Annotated in this window: 16 protein-coding genes; 7 read left to right on the forward strand and 9 right to left on the reverse strand. The window is 63.9% G+C overall.

The window, feature by feature from the left end:
• Positions 1-140: 140 nt before the first annotated feature.
• From GRI48_RS11670 to GRI48_RS11690, 5 genes are read right to left on the reverse strand one after another with little or no spacing between them, the layout of a single operon-like run.
• The gene (locus GRI48_RS11670) at positions 141-791 is read right to left on the reverse strand and encodes an inner membrane-spanning protein YciB (protein WP_160676284.1); all 651 of its coding nucleotides are present in this window, start codon (positions 789-791) and stop codon (positions 141-143) included.
• Entirely contained in the window at positions 791-1,717 is a 927-nt protein-coding gene (gene ftsY / locus GRI48_RS11675; RefSeq protein WP_160676287.1) for a signal recognition particle-docking protein FtsY, read from the reverse strand. Before ftsY ends, GRI48_RS11670 begins: the two co-directional genes overlap by 1 nt.
• Positions 1,714-2,889 (reverse strand): MiaB/RimO family radical SAM methylthiotransferase, encoded by a 1,176-nt coding sequence (locus tag GRI48_RS11680; RefSeq protein ID WP_160676290.1) that lies wholly within the window; start codon positions 2,887-2,889, stop codon positions 1,714-1,716. The genes ftsY and GRI48_RS11680 overlap by 4 nt, the downstream gene beginning before the upstream one ends.
• Complete coding sequence (gene dapF, locus GRI48_RS11685) at positions 2,886-3,707, reverse strand: diaminopimelate epimerase (protein ID WP_160676293.1); 822 nt, start codon at positions 3,705-3,707, stop codon at positions 2,886-2,888. The genes GRI48_RS11680 and dapF overlap by 4 nt, the downstream gene beginning before the upstream one ends.
• Before the next feature lie 51 nt (positions 3,708-3,758).
• A complete protein-coding gene (locus GRI48_RS11690; RefSeq protein ID WP_160676296.1) occupies positions 3,759-5,408 on the reverse strand; it encodes a putative bifunctional diguanylate cyclase/phosphodiesterase in 1,650 nt (549 codons plus the stop codon).
• A gap of 195 nt (positions 5,409-5,603) precedes the next feature.
• Here GRI48_RS11690 and GRI48_RS11695 point away from each other — a divergent pair, with 195 nt between their 5' ends.
• Together GRI48_RS11695 and GRI48_RS11700 are read left to right on the forward strand one after the other, a co-directional pair.
• A complete protein-coding gene (locus tag GRI48_RS11695; protein WP_160676454.1) occupies positions 5,604-6,014 on the forward strand; it encodes an EVE domain-containing protein in 411 nt (136 codons plus the stop codon).
• 82 nt (positions 6,015-6,096) lie between these two features.
• A complete protein-coding gene (locus GRI48_RS11700; protein WP_160676299.1) occupies positions 6,097-6,267 on the forward strand; it encodes a CsbD family protein in 171 nt (56 codons plus the stop codon).
• Between the two features lie 72 nt (positions 6,268-6,339).
• Here GRI48_RS11700 and GRI48_RS11705 read toward each other — a convergent pair whose 3' ends face one another.
• On the reverse strand, positions 6,340-8,031 hold the full coding sequence (locus tag GRI48_RS11705; RefSeq protein ID WP_160676302.1) for a thiamine pyrophosphate-dependent enzyme: 1,692 nt from the start codon (positions 8,029-8,031) through the stop codon (positions 6,340-6,342).
• Between the two features lie 138 nt (positions 8,032-8,169).
• On the opposite strand from GRI48_RS11705, the gene GRI48_RS11710 reads away from it, so the two are divergent.
• Positions 8,170-8,397, forward strand: a complete 228-nt coding sequence (locus GRI48_RS11710) for a hypothetical protein (protein ID WP_237451919.1) — start codon at positions 8,170-8,172, stop codon at positions 8,395-8,397.
• Here the strand turns inward: GRI48_RS11710 and GRI48_RS11715 are convergent.
• Positions 8,394-9,731: an MFS transporter gene (locus tag GRI48_RS11715; protein WP_160676305.1), complete on the reverse strand. Its 1,338-nt coding sequence runs from the start codon at positions 9,729-9,731 to the stop codon at positions 8,394-8,396. The genes GRI48_RS11710 and GRI48_RS11715 overlap by 4 nt on opposite strands.
• A 107-nt stretch (positions 9,732-9,838) precedes the next feature.
• Here GRI48_RS11715 and pgsA point away from each other — a divergent pair, with 107 nt between their 5' ends.
• From pgsA to GRI48_RS11730, 3 genes are all read left to right on the forward strand, one after another.
• Positions 9,839-10,432, forward strand: coding sequence for a CDP-diacylglycerol--glycerol-3-phosphate 3-phosphatidyltransferase (gene pgsA, locus GRI48_RS11720; RefSeq protein ID WP_160676308.1), 594 nt, complete (start codon positions 9,839-9,841; stop codon positions 10,430-10,432).
• A 91-nt stretch (positions 10,433-10,523) separates the two neighbouring features.
• On the forward strand, positions 10,524-10,778 hold the full coding sequence (locus GRI48_RS11725; protein WP_160676311.1) for a hypothetical protein: 255 nt from the start codon (positions 10,524-10,526) through the stop codon (positions 10,776-10,778).
• 74 nt (positions 10,779-10,852) lie between these two features.
• The gene (locus GRI48_RS11730) at positions 10,853-11,125 is read left to right on the forward strand and encodes a hypothetical protein (protein ID WP_160676314.1); all 273 of its coding nucleotides are present in this window, start codon (positions 10,853-10,855) and stop codon (positions 11,123-11,125) included.
• On the opposite strand, the gene GRI48_RS11735 is transcribed toward GRI48_RS11730, so the two are convergent.
• Positions 11,122-12,018 carry a LysR substrate-binding domain-containing protein gene (locus GRI48_RS11735; RefSeq protein WP_160676317.1) on the reverse strand — a complete coding sequence of 299 codons (897 nt, stop codon included), beginning with the start codon at positions 12,016-12,018 and terminating at the stop codon, positions 11,122-11,124. The genes GRI48_RS11730 and GRI48_RS11735 overlap by 4 nt on opposite strands.
• Positions 12,019-12,027: 9 nt before the next feature.
• On the reverse strand, positions 12,028-13,230 hold the full coding sequence (gene rnd / locus GRI48_RS11740) for a ribonuclease D (protein WP_160676320.1): 1,203 nt from the start codon (positions 13,228-13,230) through the stop codon (positions 12,028-12,030).
• Between the two features lie 184 nt (positions 13,231-13,414).
• Between rnd and aspS the strand changes: the two genes are divergently transcribed.
• Positions 13,415-15,271, forward strand: coding sequence for an aspartate--tRNA ligase (gene aspS, locus GRI48_RS11745; protein ID WP_160676322.1), 1,857 nt, complete (start codon positions 13,415-13,417; stop codon positions 15,269-15,271).
• The last annotated feature ends 50 nt before the right edge of the window (positions 15,272-15,321 follow it).

The raw sequence follows: 15,321 nt of genomic DNA on the forward strand, positions 1-15,321 counted from the left end.
TTTTTCGGTGCGGTCGTTCAAGGCGTTTGCAAGGCTGCTCTTCCTTGTTCCGTGGTCGATTGCGACGGCCCGTTTCCGCCATCGGGACCGTGACGACTGATGCAATTCATGTCCGTCCGTTTCCCACCCACTAGCGAGTATTAGCCTGTCGGGGGCTCGTTCTCGATCGCGTCTTCGGTCGCTTCGCCCAGCGAGAGCCCGTGCCGCATGAGCATCGGGATCTGGGTGAAGGTGAACAGGAAACTCAGCGGCAGGAAGACCCACAGCTTCGCCGCCAGCCAGCCGCCGAAATCGAGATACCAGCGCAGGAACTCGTTGAGTGCGGCGAGCACCAGGAAGAACACGCCCCAATTGCGGCTGAGCTTGAGCCAGCCCTCGTCGCTCAACCCTTCGAACGCGGCCTCGAGCAGTATCTTCAGCAAGGCCGTTCCGCGCCAATAGCCGATCAGCAACGCGACCCCGAAGAACACGTAGATGATCGTCGGCTTCAGCTGCACGAAGGTCGGGTCGCCGAAGAACACCGTCAGCGCGCCGAACCCGAGGATCAGCACGGTGGAGAACCACAGCATCGGCGATGCCTTGCCGAACTTGATGCGGCTGAAGGCGAGGGCGGCAACGGCGGCGACCATGAAGGCGATCGTGCCCTTGATCATCGCTGCGACCTCGACCAGCGAATCCGGCTCATCGGGCGAGTAGTACTTGTAGACGAGGAAGAAGATCAGCAGCGGGCCATAGTCGACCAGCGTGTTGAGCCACCCGGATTTGGGCTTTTGCGTTCCGGTATCGGCCATCAGGCAACTCCCGCAATGACGCGCGCGACGAGGTCCGGGTCGAACGGTCGCAAGTCCTCGATCTTCTCACCGACGCCGATCGCGTGGATCGGCAGGCCGTATTGCTCGGCCGCGGCGACCAGCACGCCGCCCCGCGCGGTGCCGTCGAGCTTGGTCATGATGAGGCCGGTGACACCGGCGACTTCCTTGAACACATCGATCTGGCTGAGCGCGTTCTGGCCGTTGGTCGCATCGAGCACGAGCACGACGTCATGCGGCGCCTCCGGATTGAGGCGGCCGAGAACTTTGCGGATCTTGGCGAGTTCGTCCATCAGCTCGCGCTTGTTTTGCAGCCGGCCGGCCGTGTCGACGACCAGCGCGTCGATCCCCTGTTCGGTTGCGGCCTTGACCCCGTCGAACACGATGCTCGCAGGATCGCCGCCTTCGGGCCCGCGGATCAGCGGCGCGCCGATGCGGTCGGCCCAGGTCTGCAGCTGGCCGATGGCGGCGGCCCGGAAGGTATCACCCGCTGCCAGCATGACGCCGTAATCGTCTTCCTGGAAAAGGTGCGCGAGCTTGGCGATGGTCGTCGTCTTGCCGCTGCCGTTGACCCCGATGACGAGGATGACCTGCGGGCGCGGAAAGGCGGTGATCTCCAGCGGCCTGGCGACGGGACGCAGGATCGCCGCGATTTCTTCGGCGACGGCTTCCTTGAGCTCGCGCTCGGTGATTTCCAGGCCGAAGCGCTTCTCGCGCAGGCGCTCGCGAATGCGCGCGGCGGCGGAGGGCCCGAGATCGGACAGGATCAGCGCGTCCTCGACATCGTCGAGCGTCGCATCGTCGAGCTTGGCGGTGGTGACCGCCTGGCTGAGGTTCTCGGTCAGCCGCTCGGATGTCTTGCGGAAGCCGCCGAACAGGCGCTCGGACCAGCTCTTGCCTTCGCTCATTGCAGCAGGCCTTCTTCGATTGTCGTGGGCGTAAGGGTCAGGATCGTGCCCGGTTGCGTGCCGTGGGGCAGGGCGACCCGGGCAAAGGTCTCGCTATAGCCGGTTCCGTCGCGTTCGGCGAGCACGCGCTGCGGCGTTCCAAGCTTGCCTGCCAGCCAGGCGGAGCGGCGTTCGCGCACGGCATCTCGCAATTCGGCAGCGCGGCGCCTGATCGTGGCGCGATCGGTTTGCGGCATCCGCGCGGCCGGCGTACCGGGACGCGGCGAATAGGGAAAGACGTGGCCGTGCACGATGCCGAGCTCGCGCACGATCGAGAGGTTCGCCGCGTGGTGTTCCTCGCTTTCCGTCGGAAAGCCCGCAATCAGGTCCGCGCCGAGGGCAAGTTCGGGCCGGTGTTCGCGCAGGCGTTCGACGAGATCTGTCGCGTCGGCGCGGCTGTGGCGGCGCTTCATCCGCTTGAGGATCAGGTCGTGGCCATGCTGCAACGACAGGTGCAGGTGCGGCATGATGCGGGGCTCGCCAGCGAACAGGTCGAACAGTTCCTGGTCGATCTCGACCCCGTCGAGCGAGGACATCCGCAGCCGCTGCAGCTCGGGAAAAGCCGCCAGCACGGCGCGTACGAGCGAGCCGAGCCTGGGCGCGCCTGGCAGGTCCGCGCCCCAGCTGGTCACGTCGACTCCGGTCAGCACCACTTCCGGTGCGCCTGCACGAAGGTCGCGTTCGACCTCGCGCAGGACCTGGTCGATCGTGAGCGACCGGCTGGTACCGCGACCTTGCGGGATGACGCAGAAGGTGCAGGCGTGGTCGCAGCCGTTCTGGACCGCGACGAAGGCCCGCGTGCGGCGCATCGGTACATGGGAAGGGCGCGCCGGGACATTCCAGGCGCGCGGGTCGAGCTTGGCGGTATTGGCGATCAGCCCGTCGACCTCGGGCATGGCGGCAAGCTGTTCGCGCTCGACCTCCGCCGCGCAGCCGGTGACAAGCAGCCGCGCATCGGGCCGGGCGCGCCGCGCCTTGCGGATCGCCTGCCGGGTCTGGCGGACGGCTTCGCTCGTAACCGCGCAGCTGTTGACCACCACGACATCGTCCTCGCCGTCTAGCAGATCGCGGATGCGCTCGCTCTCGGAGATGTTGAGCCGACAGCCGAGCGAGATGACTTCGGGACCCTTCATGCATTCGCTCCGGCGAAATCGTCCCATTCGAAGCTGCCGCGGAAACTCTCGGTCGCAGGACCGGTCATCAGGATGCGGTTGTCCGAAGTCCACTCGATCGTCAGCGGTCCTCCGGGCAGGGTGACGATGACGGTTCGCTCCACAAGACCGCGCCGCATAGCCGCGATGGCCGTCGCGCAAGCACCGGTTCCACAGGCGCGCGTCAGGCCTGCGCCACGCTCCCACACGCGCAAGCGGATCGCCTCGCGGCTCTCGATGGTGGCGACATTGACGTTCACGCGCTCGGGAAACAGCGGGTCGCGTTCGATTTGCGGGCCGATAGTCTCGAGCGGCACGGCATCGCAATTCCCGACGAAAAAGATGACATGCGGATTGCCGACATTGACGGCTGCCGGATTGTCGAGGCCGTCCCAGCCGACGGGCATAGTCAGCGTGTCCATCGCATAGGCTAGGGGGATCGCATTCCAGTCGAAGCGTGGTTCCCCCATGTCGACCGTGGCACCGCCCTGTGCCGGCGAGATTGCGATCGTCGCGCCGGCGGTCTCAAGCTGCGCGGGCCTGCCATGCAACAGCGCCACCGCCCGGCTGGCATTGCCGCAAGCCTCGACCTCGCCGCCGTCCGAATTGAAGATCCGCATTCGGAAATCGGCTGTCTCCGAAGGCTCCAGCACGATCAGCTGGTCGCAGCCAATACCGGTTTGCCGATTGGCGATCGCGGCCACGACTGCGGCTTCCAGCGCGGGCAGGGAATCCTCGCGCGCGTCGAGCACGACGAAATCATTGCCGAGACCATGCATCTTGATGAAGGGGACGCGCATCGTGTCCGCGCCTCTATTGCGCGAGCGCCTTCGCGTAAAGGCGCGAGGGTGTCAGGCGGTGCGGCTCTCGGGTGCGGGATCTTCAGCCGTGCCGGTGCGGGCAGGAACTTCCTGCGCCAGCTGTCCGCTTTCGGCGAGCCGCTTGCGCACCGCCTCGCCGTTTTCGGGCAGGCCGTAATGGTAGCCCTGGCCCTTCATCTTGCCGAGCGTCTTGAGCGCTTCGAGGATCTTCTCGTCCTCGATCCCCTCGGCGGTGACCGGCATGTGCAGCCCGTCGCTCATCGACACCATCGCCTGGACGATCTTGGCACCCGAATTGCTGCCGGAAAGCTCCTTCACGAAGCTGCGATCGATCTTGAGCCGGTCGAACGGCAGGCTCGATAGCTGCGACAGGCTGGCGTAGCCGGTGCCGAAATCGTCGAGGCTGACGTGGACACCCTGGTTCTGCAGGCTGGCGATCATCGTGCGAACCATGCCGATGTTCTCGTGCAGGCAGCTTTCGGTGATCTCGATCTCCAGCCGGTGCGGTGGGAAATTGTGTTCGATCAGGAGCTTGAGGAGCTTTTGCGAGAACCACGGATCACGCATCTGCACCGGCGAGATGTTTACCGACAGCGTCAGTTCGGGCGCCCAGCTCTTCGCATCGGTGAATGCCTGCACGATCAGCTGTTCGGACAGATCGCCGATCAGGCCCATCTCCTCGGCGATCGGGATAAAGATATCCGGTCCGACGATGCCGAAATCGGGCGAGTTCCAGCGGGCCAGCATCTCGAAGCCGACCAGTTTCCCCGTCTCGAGGTCGATCTGCTGCTCGTAGAACGGGACGAACTCGCCCTTCTCGATGCCGCGCCGCAAGCCCTGGATCATCTCGTTGCGGAAACGCAGTTCGCTTTCCATGCTGCTCTCGAACCAGAAGAAGCGATTCTTCCCCTGCTTCTTGGCATGATACATGGCGATATCCGCCTTGTGCATCAGCGCCTTTGCATCGACATCTCCGCCCGCGGGCTGACCCGATCGCTCGCTCGCCGAGATACCCAGGGAAATAGTGACTTCCGCGATCTGCCCGCCGATCTCAATCGGCTTGGAGACCTTTTCGATCAAGCGGTTGGCAATTTGCTCGACGCGTTCGGGAGCGCGCGCATCGAACGGGAAGACGCAGGTGAACTCGTCGCCACCCAGGCGCGCCAGCAGCCCGCCGCGCGGCAGGAGCGAACGGATACGCGTCGCCGCCTGCTGCAGGACCTGGTCGCCGCTCTTGTGGCCGTTGAGGTCGTTGACCTGCTTGAAATTGTCCAGGTCGATCATGATCAGCGCCAGCGCCTGGCCGTTCTGCTCGCACTGGTCGATCATGATGTCGACTGCGCTGGTCAGGCTGCGCCGGTTGAGACATCCGGTGAGCGGGTCGATCTCGGCGAGCAGCCGTGCTTCCTGCTCTGCCTCGCGGGTCTGGTCGATTTCCTGCGTCAGTTCCTTGTAGCGGCGCCAGCCGAGCAGGATCAGAGCAATGTTGAGGAGCACCGCGTTGACCAGCAGGGTGTCCGGTCCCTCGCCGATGCCCTGCCACGCGCGCACGATCTGCGGCAGCACCTTGCCGCCGGTCCCGACGAACAGGATGATCGCGGCAACCGCGATACCGAGCGTCACGAAATCGCGATCGCTGGTACCGAAGGTGCGGAAGAATTTGCTCTTGTCGTGACGCATATGCCGGTCGGTCGGTAAACCTGCCCCCTCGCGAACTTCCACCGATTGACGCAAACCTATGCGGCCTTTGCACTAATTACTGGTTAACCGCGGAAAATCGCGACACCTGCGGAAAGTGCGGGGTTTGCGGTTGGCAGACGGTGCCGGGGGTCGCTAACGCCCATGGCCTCTCCCGTAACGAAACCCGAGGCGTCGATGCCGCAATACTGGCTGCTGAAATCCGAACCGTTCAAATACAGCTGGGACGACCTTGTCGCGGAAGGCGAAGGCACGTGGGACGGCGTCCGCAACCATCGGGCGAAGAACAATCTGGCTGCCATGAAGGTCGGCGACCAGGCTTTCTTCTACCATTCGCGCGAAGGGCTTGAGATCGTCGGCATCGTCGAAGTAAGCGTCGCCGGCATCACCGATCCGACCGACGAGACAGGCAAATGGGCGGCTGTAAAGGTGAAGCCCGTGGGCAAGCTGGACCAGCCAGTCACCCTCAAGCAGATCAAGGCCGAACCAACGCTCGAAGATTGCGAACTGGTTCGCCTCTCGCGCCTCTCCGTGGCCGAAATACGACCAGCTGAATGGAAAAAAATTGTTTCCATGTCAAAGGCTTGATGGGGAACATAAACAGCCCGGCTCCGTTGGTTAGGTAAGAGACGCAGACGCGTCCCCTCAACCAGACGAAAGGAGCATCACCATGGGTGAACTCACCGAAAAGATCAAAGGCAACACCAACGAAGCCATCGGCAACATCAAACAAGAATCGGGCAATCCCGAAACCCGTGCCGAAGGCCGCAAGCAGGAAGCCAAGGGCGAAGCCCAGCAACTCAAGGGCGAAGTCGAAGGCAAGCTCGGCAACGACATCTGAGCCAACTGCATCGATAACCGAAAAAGGACCGTCCCGATGGGGCGGTCTTTTTTTGTCCAGTGATTGCTCGGGTCAGCCCGCCTTCGCGCGCAGGCCGGAGACCGTCGCACCGCTGGCGGCGAGTTGCTCGATATCGATCTTGCAGTGGAGCAGGCGAACTCCGTCTCTTCCCTTCGCCTCGACGAGCGCCGTGCGAAACTCGTCGGTGGTCGAGCAGGTGGCCGACCATCCTCCGAAGCTTGCTGCAAGCTGGGCGAAATCGGGATTGCGAAGCGTGGTGGCCGACAGGCGCGCGGGAAATTCACGCTCCTGGTGCATGCGGATCGTGCCGTAAGCCGAATTGTCGACCACGATCACCATCAGGTCGCATCCGTGCTGCACCGCGGTTGCCAGTTCCTGCCCGTTCATCAGGAAATCGCCGTCACCGGCGACCGCTACCACCGTGCGATCGGGGAATCGGCGCGCGGCGGCCACCGCTGCAGGTACGCCGTAGCCCATCGCACCTGCGGTCGGGGCGAGCTGGCTCGGGAAGCCGTCGTAACGCCAGTAGCGGTGCCACCAGCCGGAGAAATTGCCCGCACCGTTGCAGATGATCGTATCGGCGGGGAGCGTGTCGCGCATGAAAGTGACGCAGGCCGCCATGTCGAGCGGATAGTCGCCCGAACTGCCATCGGGGTTGGGCGTCGCCCAGCTTTCCCAATCGGCATTCGCTTGCGCACCGGCATCGAAGTCCAGGATGTCGCCATCCTCCCATAACGCCGCGCTTTCGGCGAATTCGCCCATGTCCGCGCAGATCGCCAGATCGGTTTCGAAAACGCTGTTGAGTTCTTCCGGATCGGGATGGACATGGATCAGGGTCCGCTCCTTCCCGGCAAGGGCGGGAAAGCTGTAACCATCGGTCGTCGCCTCGCCGAGCCGGGCGCCTACGGCCAGCACGAGATCGGCATTCTTCACCCGCTCGACAAGGCCCGGGTTGGGGCCATAACCGAGGTTCCCGGCGTAGACCTTGCTCGACGGCGAAATCGCGTCCTGCCGCCGGAAGGCGGTCGCAACGGGCAGGCCGATCCGTTCGGCGAAAAGCTGGAAATACTCTCTCGCCTTGGCATTCCAGCCCGCGCCGCCGACGATCGCGATGGGGGAAGCGGCGTCGCCGATCATCGCCATCATGGCTTGCATCGCGTCGGGGCAGGGGGCTTGTGCCGGACGAGCGACGAAGGGGCGAGGTCGCGCCTCGGTCGCGTCGGACAGCATGTCTTCGGGCAAGGCGAGCACGACCGGGCCGGGACGGCCGGAGATCGCGGTCGCATAGGCGCGGGCGACGAATTCGGGAATGCGGTCCGCGCTGTCGACCCGCGCCGCCCATTTGCAGATCGGGGCGAAGAAAGCGGGAAAGTCCACTTCCTGGAAACCTTCGCGCTCGCGCATGTCGCGCGCGACATCGCCGACGAACAGGATCATCGGCTGCGAATCCTGCATCGCCACGTGCACGCCGATGCTCGCATTGGTCGCGCCCGGACCGCGGGTGACGAAACAGATCCCCGGGCGGCCCGAGGCCGCCGCGTTCATCGCCCCGTCGGCACAGGCCATGAATGCCGCGCCGCCTTCTTGGCGACAGGTCACGAGGTCGATCGCCGGGGTATCGTGCAGCGCGTCGAGTACCTGCAGGAAGCTCTCGCCAGGAACGGTGAAGATGCGGTCGCAGCCCTGTTCGAGCAGGCAATCGACGAGCAGGCGCGCGGCCTGCGGCGTGGAATGTTCGGTCATGCCCAGCGCTGTAGCCAGCGCGCTCCGGCGGGGCAATCGCGGTGCGTTGGGCGCGCCATGAACAAGGTTAATGTCCCGACTTGCGACAGTGGAAAACTCGCTGGTGCCGAATGGTTAGCAAAACGTTAACTCGGGATCATGAGCAACACCGCAAACCCTCATATGGCGAAGCCGCGCCGCTCCGCCCTGGTGCTGTCGGACGAGGCCGCTCGGCATCCGTTTCTCGCCCGTTTGCCGGAGCACGTACGGCGGGCCGACCGGCCGTTCGACCCGCGGCCTTTTTGGCGACTAACCCGCGACGATGTCCGTGGCTTTGCGACTGCCTATGTCGCCTGCACGCTCGCGGTGCTGGTCTTCCTGATTTAGCTATGGCTCTGGCCGGCGCTGGCGCGGACAGCATCTGCCTGTTGCTCGGCGACGAACAGTCGCTGGCCGAGCCACGCTGAAATCAGGCACATCGCGGCCGACAGCAGCAGCTGCTCGCTCACTCCGACGCCCGCTGCGCTCAGCCCCATGGCAAGAAGCGAACCGATCACCATCGCGAAGCTGTTGACGATATTGTTTGCAGCGATCGTGCGTGCCGCGCGGCCTGGATCGACCTTCGTCGTGAGGAAGGCGTAGAGCGGAACCACGAACATGCCGCCGGCCACGGCGATGCCGAGCAGGCACAGCAGCAAGACGCTTGCCATCGGCCATGCGAGAAATTCCATGACACTCAACAATTCGCTCGGCTGGTCGGCCTGCCACATCCGGCAGACGAAGTAGAATGCGACGACGAACAGACCCATGACGATCACCGAAGCGGGTGCGTAGCGGGCCGAGACCCGGCCCCGCAGCAGCGCGTTGACCGATACCGAGCCGATCGCGACGCCGACGGAGAAGACCACCAGGAACAGGCTGGCGACTTCCTTGCTCGCCATGATGACGTTCTTGGCGAGCGGCGGGAACTGGATGAACAGCACCGCGCCTATGGTCCAGAAGAAGCTGATCGCGAGGATCGCGTAATAGACCTCGCGAACGTGCATCGTGTCGCGCACGAGCCGGACGGAGGCCCTGACGATATGCCAGTCCAGCTTCTCTCCGGGGATCACCGGAGGCGCTGGCGGCACCGAGCGGCTGGTGAAGTATCCGGCGATCGCGACCAGCACGACCCCGACCGCGGATGCCTCGACCGGTATCCATCCGGCGATGATCGTGCCGGCGAGGATGGCGATGTAAGTCCCCGCCTCGACCAGGCCGGTCCCGGCGAGCACTTCGTCGCTGCGCAGATGCTGCGGCAGGATGGCGTACTTGATGGGCCCGAAGAACGTCGAATGGACGCCCATCGCGGTCAGCGCCACGAGCATCAGCGGGATGGCGACGGCCTCGGTCGCCATGCCTTGCCATGCCATGACGAGCCCGGCAGCCCCGACGCACATGATGGCGATCTCGGCTGCCTTGACGATGCGGATGATCCTCGCCTTGTCGCGCATGTCGGCGAGCTGGCCGGCCAGCGCCGACAGCAGCACGAAAGGCAGAATGAAGAGCGCCGAGGCAAGTGCGCTGAAAGCCGCTTCCGCGCTCTCGGAACTGTAGACGCTGTACACGACGAACAGCACCATCGCGTTCTTGAAGAGATTGTCGTTGAAAGCGTTGAACAACTGGGTCGCGAACAGTGGCCCGAAGCGGCGGCTGCGCAAGATGTGCGTCAAGGTCGTCATAAATCTCCGGGGCGGCCGTGTGGCGTGGGGGTGTAAAGATTTGCCGGGCGTGGACAAGCGAAAGGATATGCTTTTGCCCCGCCGCGCGACGGGCTAGACCGCTGGCGATGCTGACGCTGCCCAATATCCTGACCCTGTCGCGGATCGTGACGGTGCCCTTGCTCGCCTTCCTGCTGTGGTGGCCCGACTGGGAACTTGGCTACGGCCTTGCTTTCGGGCTGTACTGCCTGATGGGGATCACCGATTATTTCGATGGCTATCTCGCCCGTTCGAGCGGCGCGGTCTCGAAGCTGGGTATCTTCCTCGATCCGATCGCGGACAAGATCATGGTGGCCGCGGTCATCCTGGTGCTGACTGCGCAAGGCGTGTTGCGCGGCCCCTACGTCGGCGATGCCCATGTGATAGCGGGCCTGGTGATACTCGTGCGCGAAATCGCGGTTTCGGGCCTGCGCGAGTTTCTCGGCGGCTTGCGGGTGTCGGTACCCGTGACCCGGCTCGCCAAGTGGAAGACCGCTCTGCAGATGATGGCGCTGGGCTCGCTCATCCTGGGTGGTGCGCTGCCGAACTGGAACGTGATGATCGGCGGGATCGATGCCAACATCCCTCATACGTTCGGCCTGACGAGCTTGTGGGCGGCAGCCGTGCTGACCGTCATGACGGGATGGGATTACCTTCGCGTTGGTCTGAAACACATGGACTGACGCACGCTTGCGGCGGCGCCACTGGTCAATCCCGGCAGAAAGGATTAATTCGGGGCGGTATCCGGGTACGTCTGCAAGGATTTCCGCGTCCATGAGCCTCGGCACCGCGCTCCTGATCCTGCTTGCTGCAGCCATGCTGGTCGCGCTGGCGCTGCTCGCCTGGATGGTGCGCACGGTCATGCGCGAGGCGCATTCCATCGAGGACGACGACGCGGAACTTTCCGAGCGTCGGCGCAGCTTTTTCGGCTGGCTCAACCCCGTTGCCTGGTGGCGGCGCGACGAGACCGTCCACTTGTTCTACCAGCGCGATGCGAAGGGAAGGTATCGCAAGATCCGGCGTCACTGATCACGCGGTGTCACCCGGCCGGCGGCACTCGCCCATAAACCGATTATCAAGGATTTTCCGTCACAAGCGCCGTCATGGGTACGGCACTTTCGACCTTCATCTCGGCTTTTCTAAAGCTTGGCGTGTGCGCGGTGATCTTCAACGAGGTCCGCGGCATGATCCTGGCCGTGCCGGTGCTTTACGGCATCTACGAAGCCGGCGGAACGCTGATGGCGATCTGGATCGGCTTTTGCTCGCTCGCCGGGATCGCACTGTCGGTGGTGGTACCGATGATCGCGGCCAGAAAGCTCCAGAAATTCGCCGACAGCAAGTTGAAGCCTGCCACTGCGCAAGCCGTCGCCGCCTAACCGGCGCGCAGTTCTTCCGCCAGCAACCTGAATTCGTCCGCGCGGGGTGAATTCTTGCGCCAGATGAGCGCGATCTCGCGCGCGGCATTCTTCGATTTCAGCGGGCGGGCGACAACGTCGGTTTCGTGCAGGATGCCCGCATCGAGCGCCATCTGCGGCAGCATCGTCACGCCGAGCCCGTTATCGACCATCTGCACCAGCGTGTGCAGCGAAGTCCCCACGACGGCGGAATTGGTGCGCAGTTCGGGGCGGTCGCACGCTTCGAGCGCATGATCCTTGAAGCAGTGCCCGTCCTCCAGCAGCAGCAGCTGGCCCTCGTCGATCATGGCCGGGGGAATCGTATCGGGCAGGTCGATGGGATCGTCCTTGGGAAAGGCCACGTAGAGCCGATCGTCCGCGATGTGTTCGACTTCGACCTCGCCTGCGGGAAAGGGCAGGGCGAGCAGCACGCAATCGGCGCGGCCGTGGTGCAGCGATTCGACCGCATCGGCACTCGGTTCCTCGCGCAGGTAGAGCTTCAGCTGGGGCCGCTCCTTGCGCAGCCGCGGCAGGATTCGCGGTAGGAAGAAGGGCGCGATCGTCGGGATGACGCTCATCCGCAATTCGCCGGAAAGCGGCTTGCCGGACGCCTGCACCAGGTCGGACAATTCTTCCGCTTCGCGCAGCAGGCGATGTGCCTTGTCGACCACCTTGTTGCCGAGGGGCGTGAAGCGCACCACCCGGCGACTGCGCTCCACCAGCGTCACCCCGAGCAGCGTCTCGAGCTCGCGAATCCCGGCGGACAGGGTCGATTGCGAAACGAAGCTGGCCTCGGCGGCGCGGCCGAAATGGCCGTGCTCGTGCAGCGCAACGAGATATTGCAGCTGCTTGATCGTGGGAAGGTAGGTGCTCACTTGCGCACCCTACTCCGCCGCGAGCCCTCCGTTCAACTCCGCTGGCATATCGTCGACGTGGGTCATCGTCAGCCGGCCTTTCTTGACCGCGAAGGCCAGCCGGCCTTCGACCAGCTCCAGCGCGTCCTTGCCGAACACCTCGTATCGCCATCCCTCGAGGATCGGCAGGTCGCGCACACCCGCGGCAAGGGCCTCCATCTCGTCCGACCGCGTGAGCAGACGGGACGCGATATCGATCTCGCGCGAGCGGATCTTCAGCAGCAGCTTGAGCAGGTCGGCCACCAGCGCGCCTTCCTTGCCCAGCGGTGCGCCGCGCTTGGGCTTTTCCGGCATCTCTTCCTTCGAGAGCGGCTCCGCACCGGCCAGTATCTTCATCAGGCGCTTGCCGATGTCGTTGTCCTTCCAGGCATTGGAGAGGCCGCGCACCTTGACCAGATCGTCCTGCTTCTTCGGCGGATGGCTGGCGATATCGGCCAGCGTCTCGTCGCGCATGATCCGGCCACGCGGAATATTCTTGTGCTGTGCTTCGCCTTCGCGCCAGGCGGCCAGCGCTTTCAGCCTGCCCAGAACCTGTGGGTTGCGGCCCTGCTGGCGGATACGGCGCCAGGCATTTTCCGGGTCCATGCGGTAGTTCTCGGGATCGGCGAGCTTTTCCATCTCTGCATCGAGCCAGGCGCCGCGGCCCGTCTTGATGAGCTTGTTGAGGATCTTCGGGAAGATCTTGGCGAGATGGGTGACGTCGCCGATGGCGTATTCGATCTGCCTGTCTGTCAGCGGACGGCGGCTCCAGTCGGTGAAGCGCGCGCCCTTGTCGACCGGAATGTTGAGCCAGCTTTCGACCAGGTTGGCGTAACCGATCTGTTCGGACTGGCTGATCGCCATCATCGCGATCTGGGTGTCGAAGATCGGGAAGGGCGTCTTGCCGGTGAGGTTGAAGACGATCTCGACGTCCTGTCCGCCGGCATGGAAGACCTTGAGGATCTCGTCGTTGTCGCACAACAGGTCGAGCAGCGGGGCGAGGTCGATTCCCTCGGCCAGCGGATCGACTGCTGCTGCTTCCTCCTCGTTGCCGATCTGGACGAGGCAGAGTTCGGGCCAATAGGTGTTCTCGCGCATGAATTCGGTGTCGACGCAGACGAATTCGGATTTGGCGAGCCGCTCGCAAAGATCGCGGAGCGTGTCGGTATCGGTAATCAGGTCGTGTATTTTCATCGTTTCATTTCTTGCTTGGGGCGGAGTGCCACCCACCGGGCCTTTCGGCCCAATCCCTGTCGAGCGACCCGGCTTGACAAAAAGCCGGGCTTGCCCTGTTAGCGCGCGCGATTCCCCGCTAGAGGAGCGCGCATTCAACGCGCCGCGCCCTAGCGCCATAGCTCCGAAAATGGAAAGATTTTAGATGCACGCCTATCGTACCCACAACTGCGCACAGCTGACCAAGGAAAACGTCGGCGAAACCGTCCGCCTGTCGGGCTGGGTGCACAACAAGCGCGACCACGGCGGCGTGCTGTTCGTCGACCTGCGCGATCACTACGGCATCACCCAGATCGTCGCCGACAGCGATAGCGCGGCGCTGCCGGTGCTGGAGAAGCTCAGGCTGGAATCGGTCGTCACGATCGACGGCACGGTCAAGGCGCGCGACGAGGTCGCGGTGAACAAGAACCTGCCGACCGGCGAGATCGAGGTGTTCGCCCGCGCGGTCGAGATCCAGAGCCGCGCCGAGGACCTCCCGTTGATCGTCAACCAGGCGGAAGACTATCCGGAGGAAACCCGGCTCAAGTACCGCTTCGTCGACCTGCGGCGCGAGCGCGTCCATGCCAACATCATGCTGCGCAACAAGGTCATCACCTCGCTGCGCAACCGCATGATCGAGCAGGGCTTCTCCGAGTTCCAGACGCCGATCCTCGGCGCCTCCTCGCCCGAAGGCGCGCGCGACTATCTCGTGCCGAGCCGCCTCCATCCGGGCCGCTTCTACGCGCTCCCGCAGGCGCCGCAGATGTTCAAGCAGCTGCTGATGGTCGCAGGGTTCGACCGCTATTTCCAGATCGCGCCGTGCTTCCGCGACGAGGATTTGCGCGCCGACCGTTCGCCGGAATTCTACCAGCTCGATTTCGAAATGAGCTTCGTCACGCAGGAAGACGTGTTCCAGGCGATCGAGCCGGTCCTTGCCGGCGTGTTCGCGGAATTTTCGGGCGGCAAGAGCGTGACCCCTGCGGGCGAGTTTCCGCGCATCCCCTATGCCGAGGCGATGCTGAAATACGGTAGCGACAAGCCCGACCTGCGCAACCCGCTGATCATTTCGGACGTCACCGATCATTTCACAACGTCCGGCTTCGGCCTGTTCGAAAAAATCGTCGGCACCGGTGGCCGCGTGCGCGTGGTCCCGGCTCCCGATACGCACGAGAAAAGCCGCAAGTTCTTCGACGAGATGAACGACTGGGCACGCAAGGAAGGCTTCGCCGGACTCGGCTACGTTACCCGCAAGGGCGGCGAGTTCGGCGGCCCGATCGCGAAAAACCACGGGACCGAGGGTATGGAAAAGCTCTATGCCGAGCTGGGACTGGGCGAAAACGACGGCCTGTTCTTTGCCGCGGGCAAGGAGAAGGACGCCGCCAAGCTGGCCGGAGCGGCGCGCACTCGTGTCGCCGAGGAACTGGGCCTGATCGAGCAAGACTGTTTCAAGTTCTGCTGGATCGTCGATTTCCCGATGTTCGAGTACGACGAAGACTTGAAAAAGGTCGATTTCAGCCACAATCCTTTCTCGATGCCGCAGGGCGAGATGGAAGCGCTCGAGACCAAGGATCCTCTCGATATCCTGGCGTGGCAATACGACATCGTCTGCAACGGCTACGAGCTGTCTAGCGGCGCCATTCGTAACCATCGCCCGGACATCATGTACAAGGCGTTCGAGATCGCCGGCTATTCGCAGGCCGACGTGGATGCGAACTTCTCCGGCATGATCGAGGCATTCAAGCTCGGCGCGCCGCCGCACGGTGGCTCGGCCCCGGGTATCGATCGCATCGTGATGCTGCTCGCAGATGAGCCGAACATCCGCGAAGTGATCGCTTTCCCGCTCAATCAGCGGGCACAGGACCTGATGATGGGGGCTCCGAGCCTCGTCAGCCCGAAACAGCTGCGCGAAGTGCATATCCAGCTGACACCTCAAGCGCGCGAGGCGGTCGAAAATGCCAATCCGGCAGAGGCCGTCGACATGAATTCGAACGCAACGGCGCGCGACGTCAGCCCCGACAACTGATAACCGACAATGGAAAGGGCGCGGAATTGCTTCCGCGCCCCGGCACCGGT

It is taken from the genome of Qipengyuania oceanensis (genome assembly GCF_009827535.1).
GTDB classification, from domain to species: domain Bacteria; phylum Pseudomonadota; class Alphaproteobacteria; order Sphingomonadales; family Sphingomonadaceae; genus Qipengyuania_C; species Qipengyuania_C oceanensis.

Excerpts from the sequence above, each read along its gene's own strand:
- GRI48_RS11695 (WP_160676454.1), top strand. The coding sequence starts at position 5,604 with ATGCCGCAATACTGGCTGCTGAAATCCGAACCGTTCAAATACAGCTGG.
- dapF (WP_160676293.1), bottom strand. The coding sequence starts at position 3,707 with ATGCGCGTCCCCTTCATCAAGATGCATGGTCTCGGCAATGATTTCGTC.
- GRI48_RS11710 (WP_237451919.1), top strand. The coding sequence starts at position 8,170 with ATGAGCAACACCGCAAACCCTCATATGGCGAAGCCGCGCCGCTCCGCC.
- GRI48_RS11705 (WP_160676302.1), bottom strand. The coding sequence starts at position 8,031 with ATGACCGAACATTCCACGCCGCAGGCCGCGCGCCTGCTCGTCGATTGC.
- GRI48_RS11725 (WP_160676311.1), top strand. The coding sequence starts at position 10,524 with ATGAGCCTCGGCACCGCGCTCCTGATCCTGCTTGCTGCAGCCATGCTG.
- GRI48_RS11670 (WP_160676284.1), bottom strand. The coding sequence starts at position 791 with ATGGCCGATACCGGAACGCAAAAGCCCAAATCCGGGTGGCTCAACACG.
- aspS (WP_160676322.1), top strand. The coding sequence starts at position 13,415 with ATGCACGCCTATCGTACCCACAACTGCGCACAGCTGACCAAGGAAAAC.
- ftsY (WP_160676287.1), bottom strand. The coding sequence starts at position 1,717 with ATGAGCGAAGGCAAGAGCTGGTCCGAGCGCCTGTTCGGCGGCTTCCGC.
- GRI48_RS11680 (WP_160676290.1), bottom strand. The coding sequence starts at position 2,889 with ATGAAGGGTCCCGAAGTCATCTCGCTCGGCTGTCGGCTCAACATCTCC.
- rnd (WP_160676320.1), bottom strand. The coding sequence starts at position 13,230 with ATGAAAATACACGACCTGATTACCGATACCGACACGCTCCGCGATCTT.
- GRI48_RS11700 (WP_160676299.1), top strand. The coding sequence starts at position 6,097 with ATGGGTGAACTCACCGAAAAGATCAAAGGCAACACCAACGAAGCCATC.
- GRI48_RS11690 (WP_160676296.1), bottom strand. The coding sequence starts at position 5,408 with ATGCGTCACGACAAGAGCAAATTCTTCCGCACCTTCGGTACCAGCGAT.
- pgsA (WP_160676308.1), top strand. The coding sequence starts at position 9,839 with ATGCTGACGCTGCCCAATATCCTGACCCTGTCGCGGATCGTGACGGTG.
- GRI48_RS11715 (WP_160676305.1), bottom strand. The coding sequence starts at position 9,731 with ATGACGACCTTGACGCACATCTTGCGCAGCCGCCGCTTCGGGCCACTG.
- GRI48_RS11730 (WP_160676314.1), top strand. The coding sequence starts at position 10,853 with ATGGGTACGGCACTTTCGACCTTCATCTCGGCTTTTCTAAAGCTTGGC.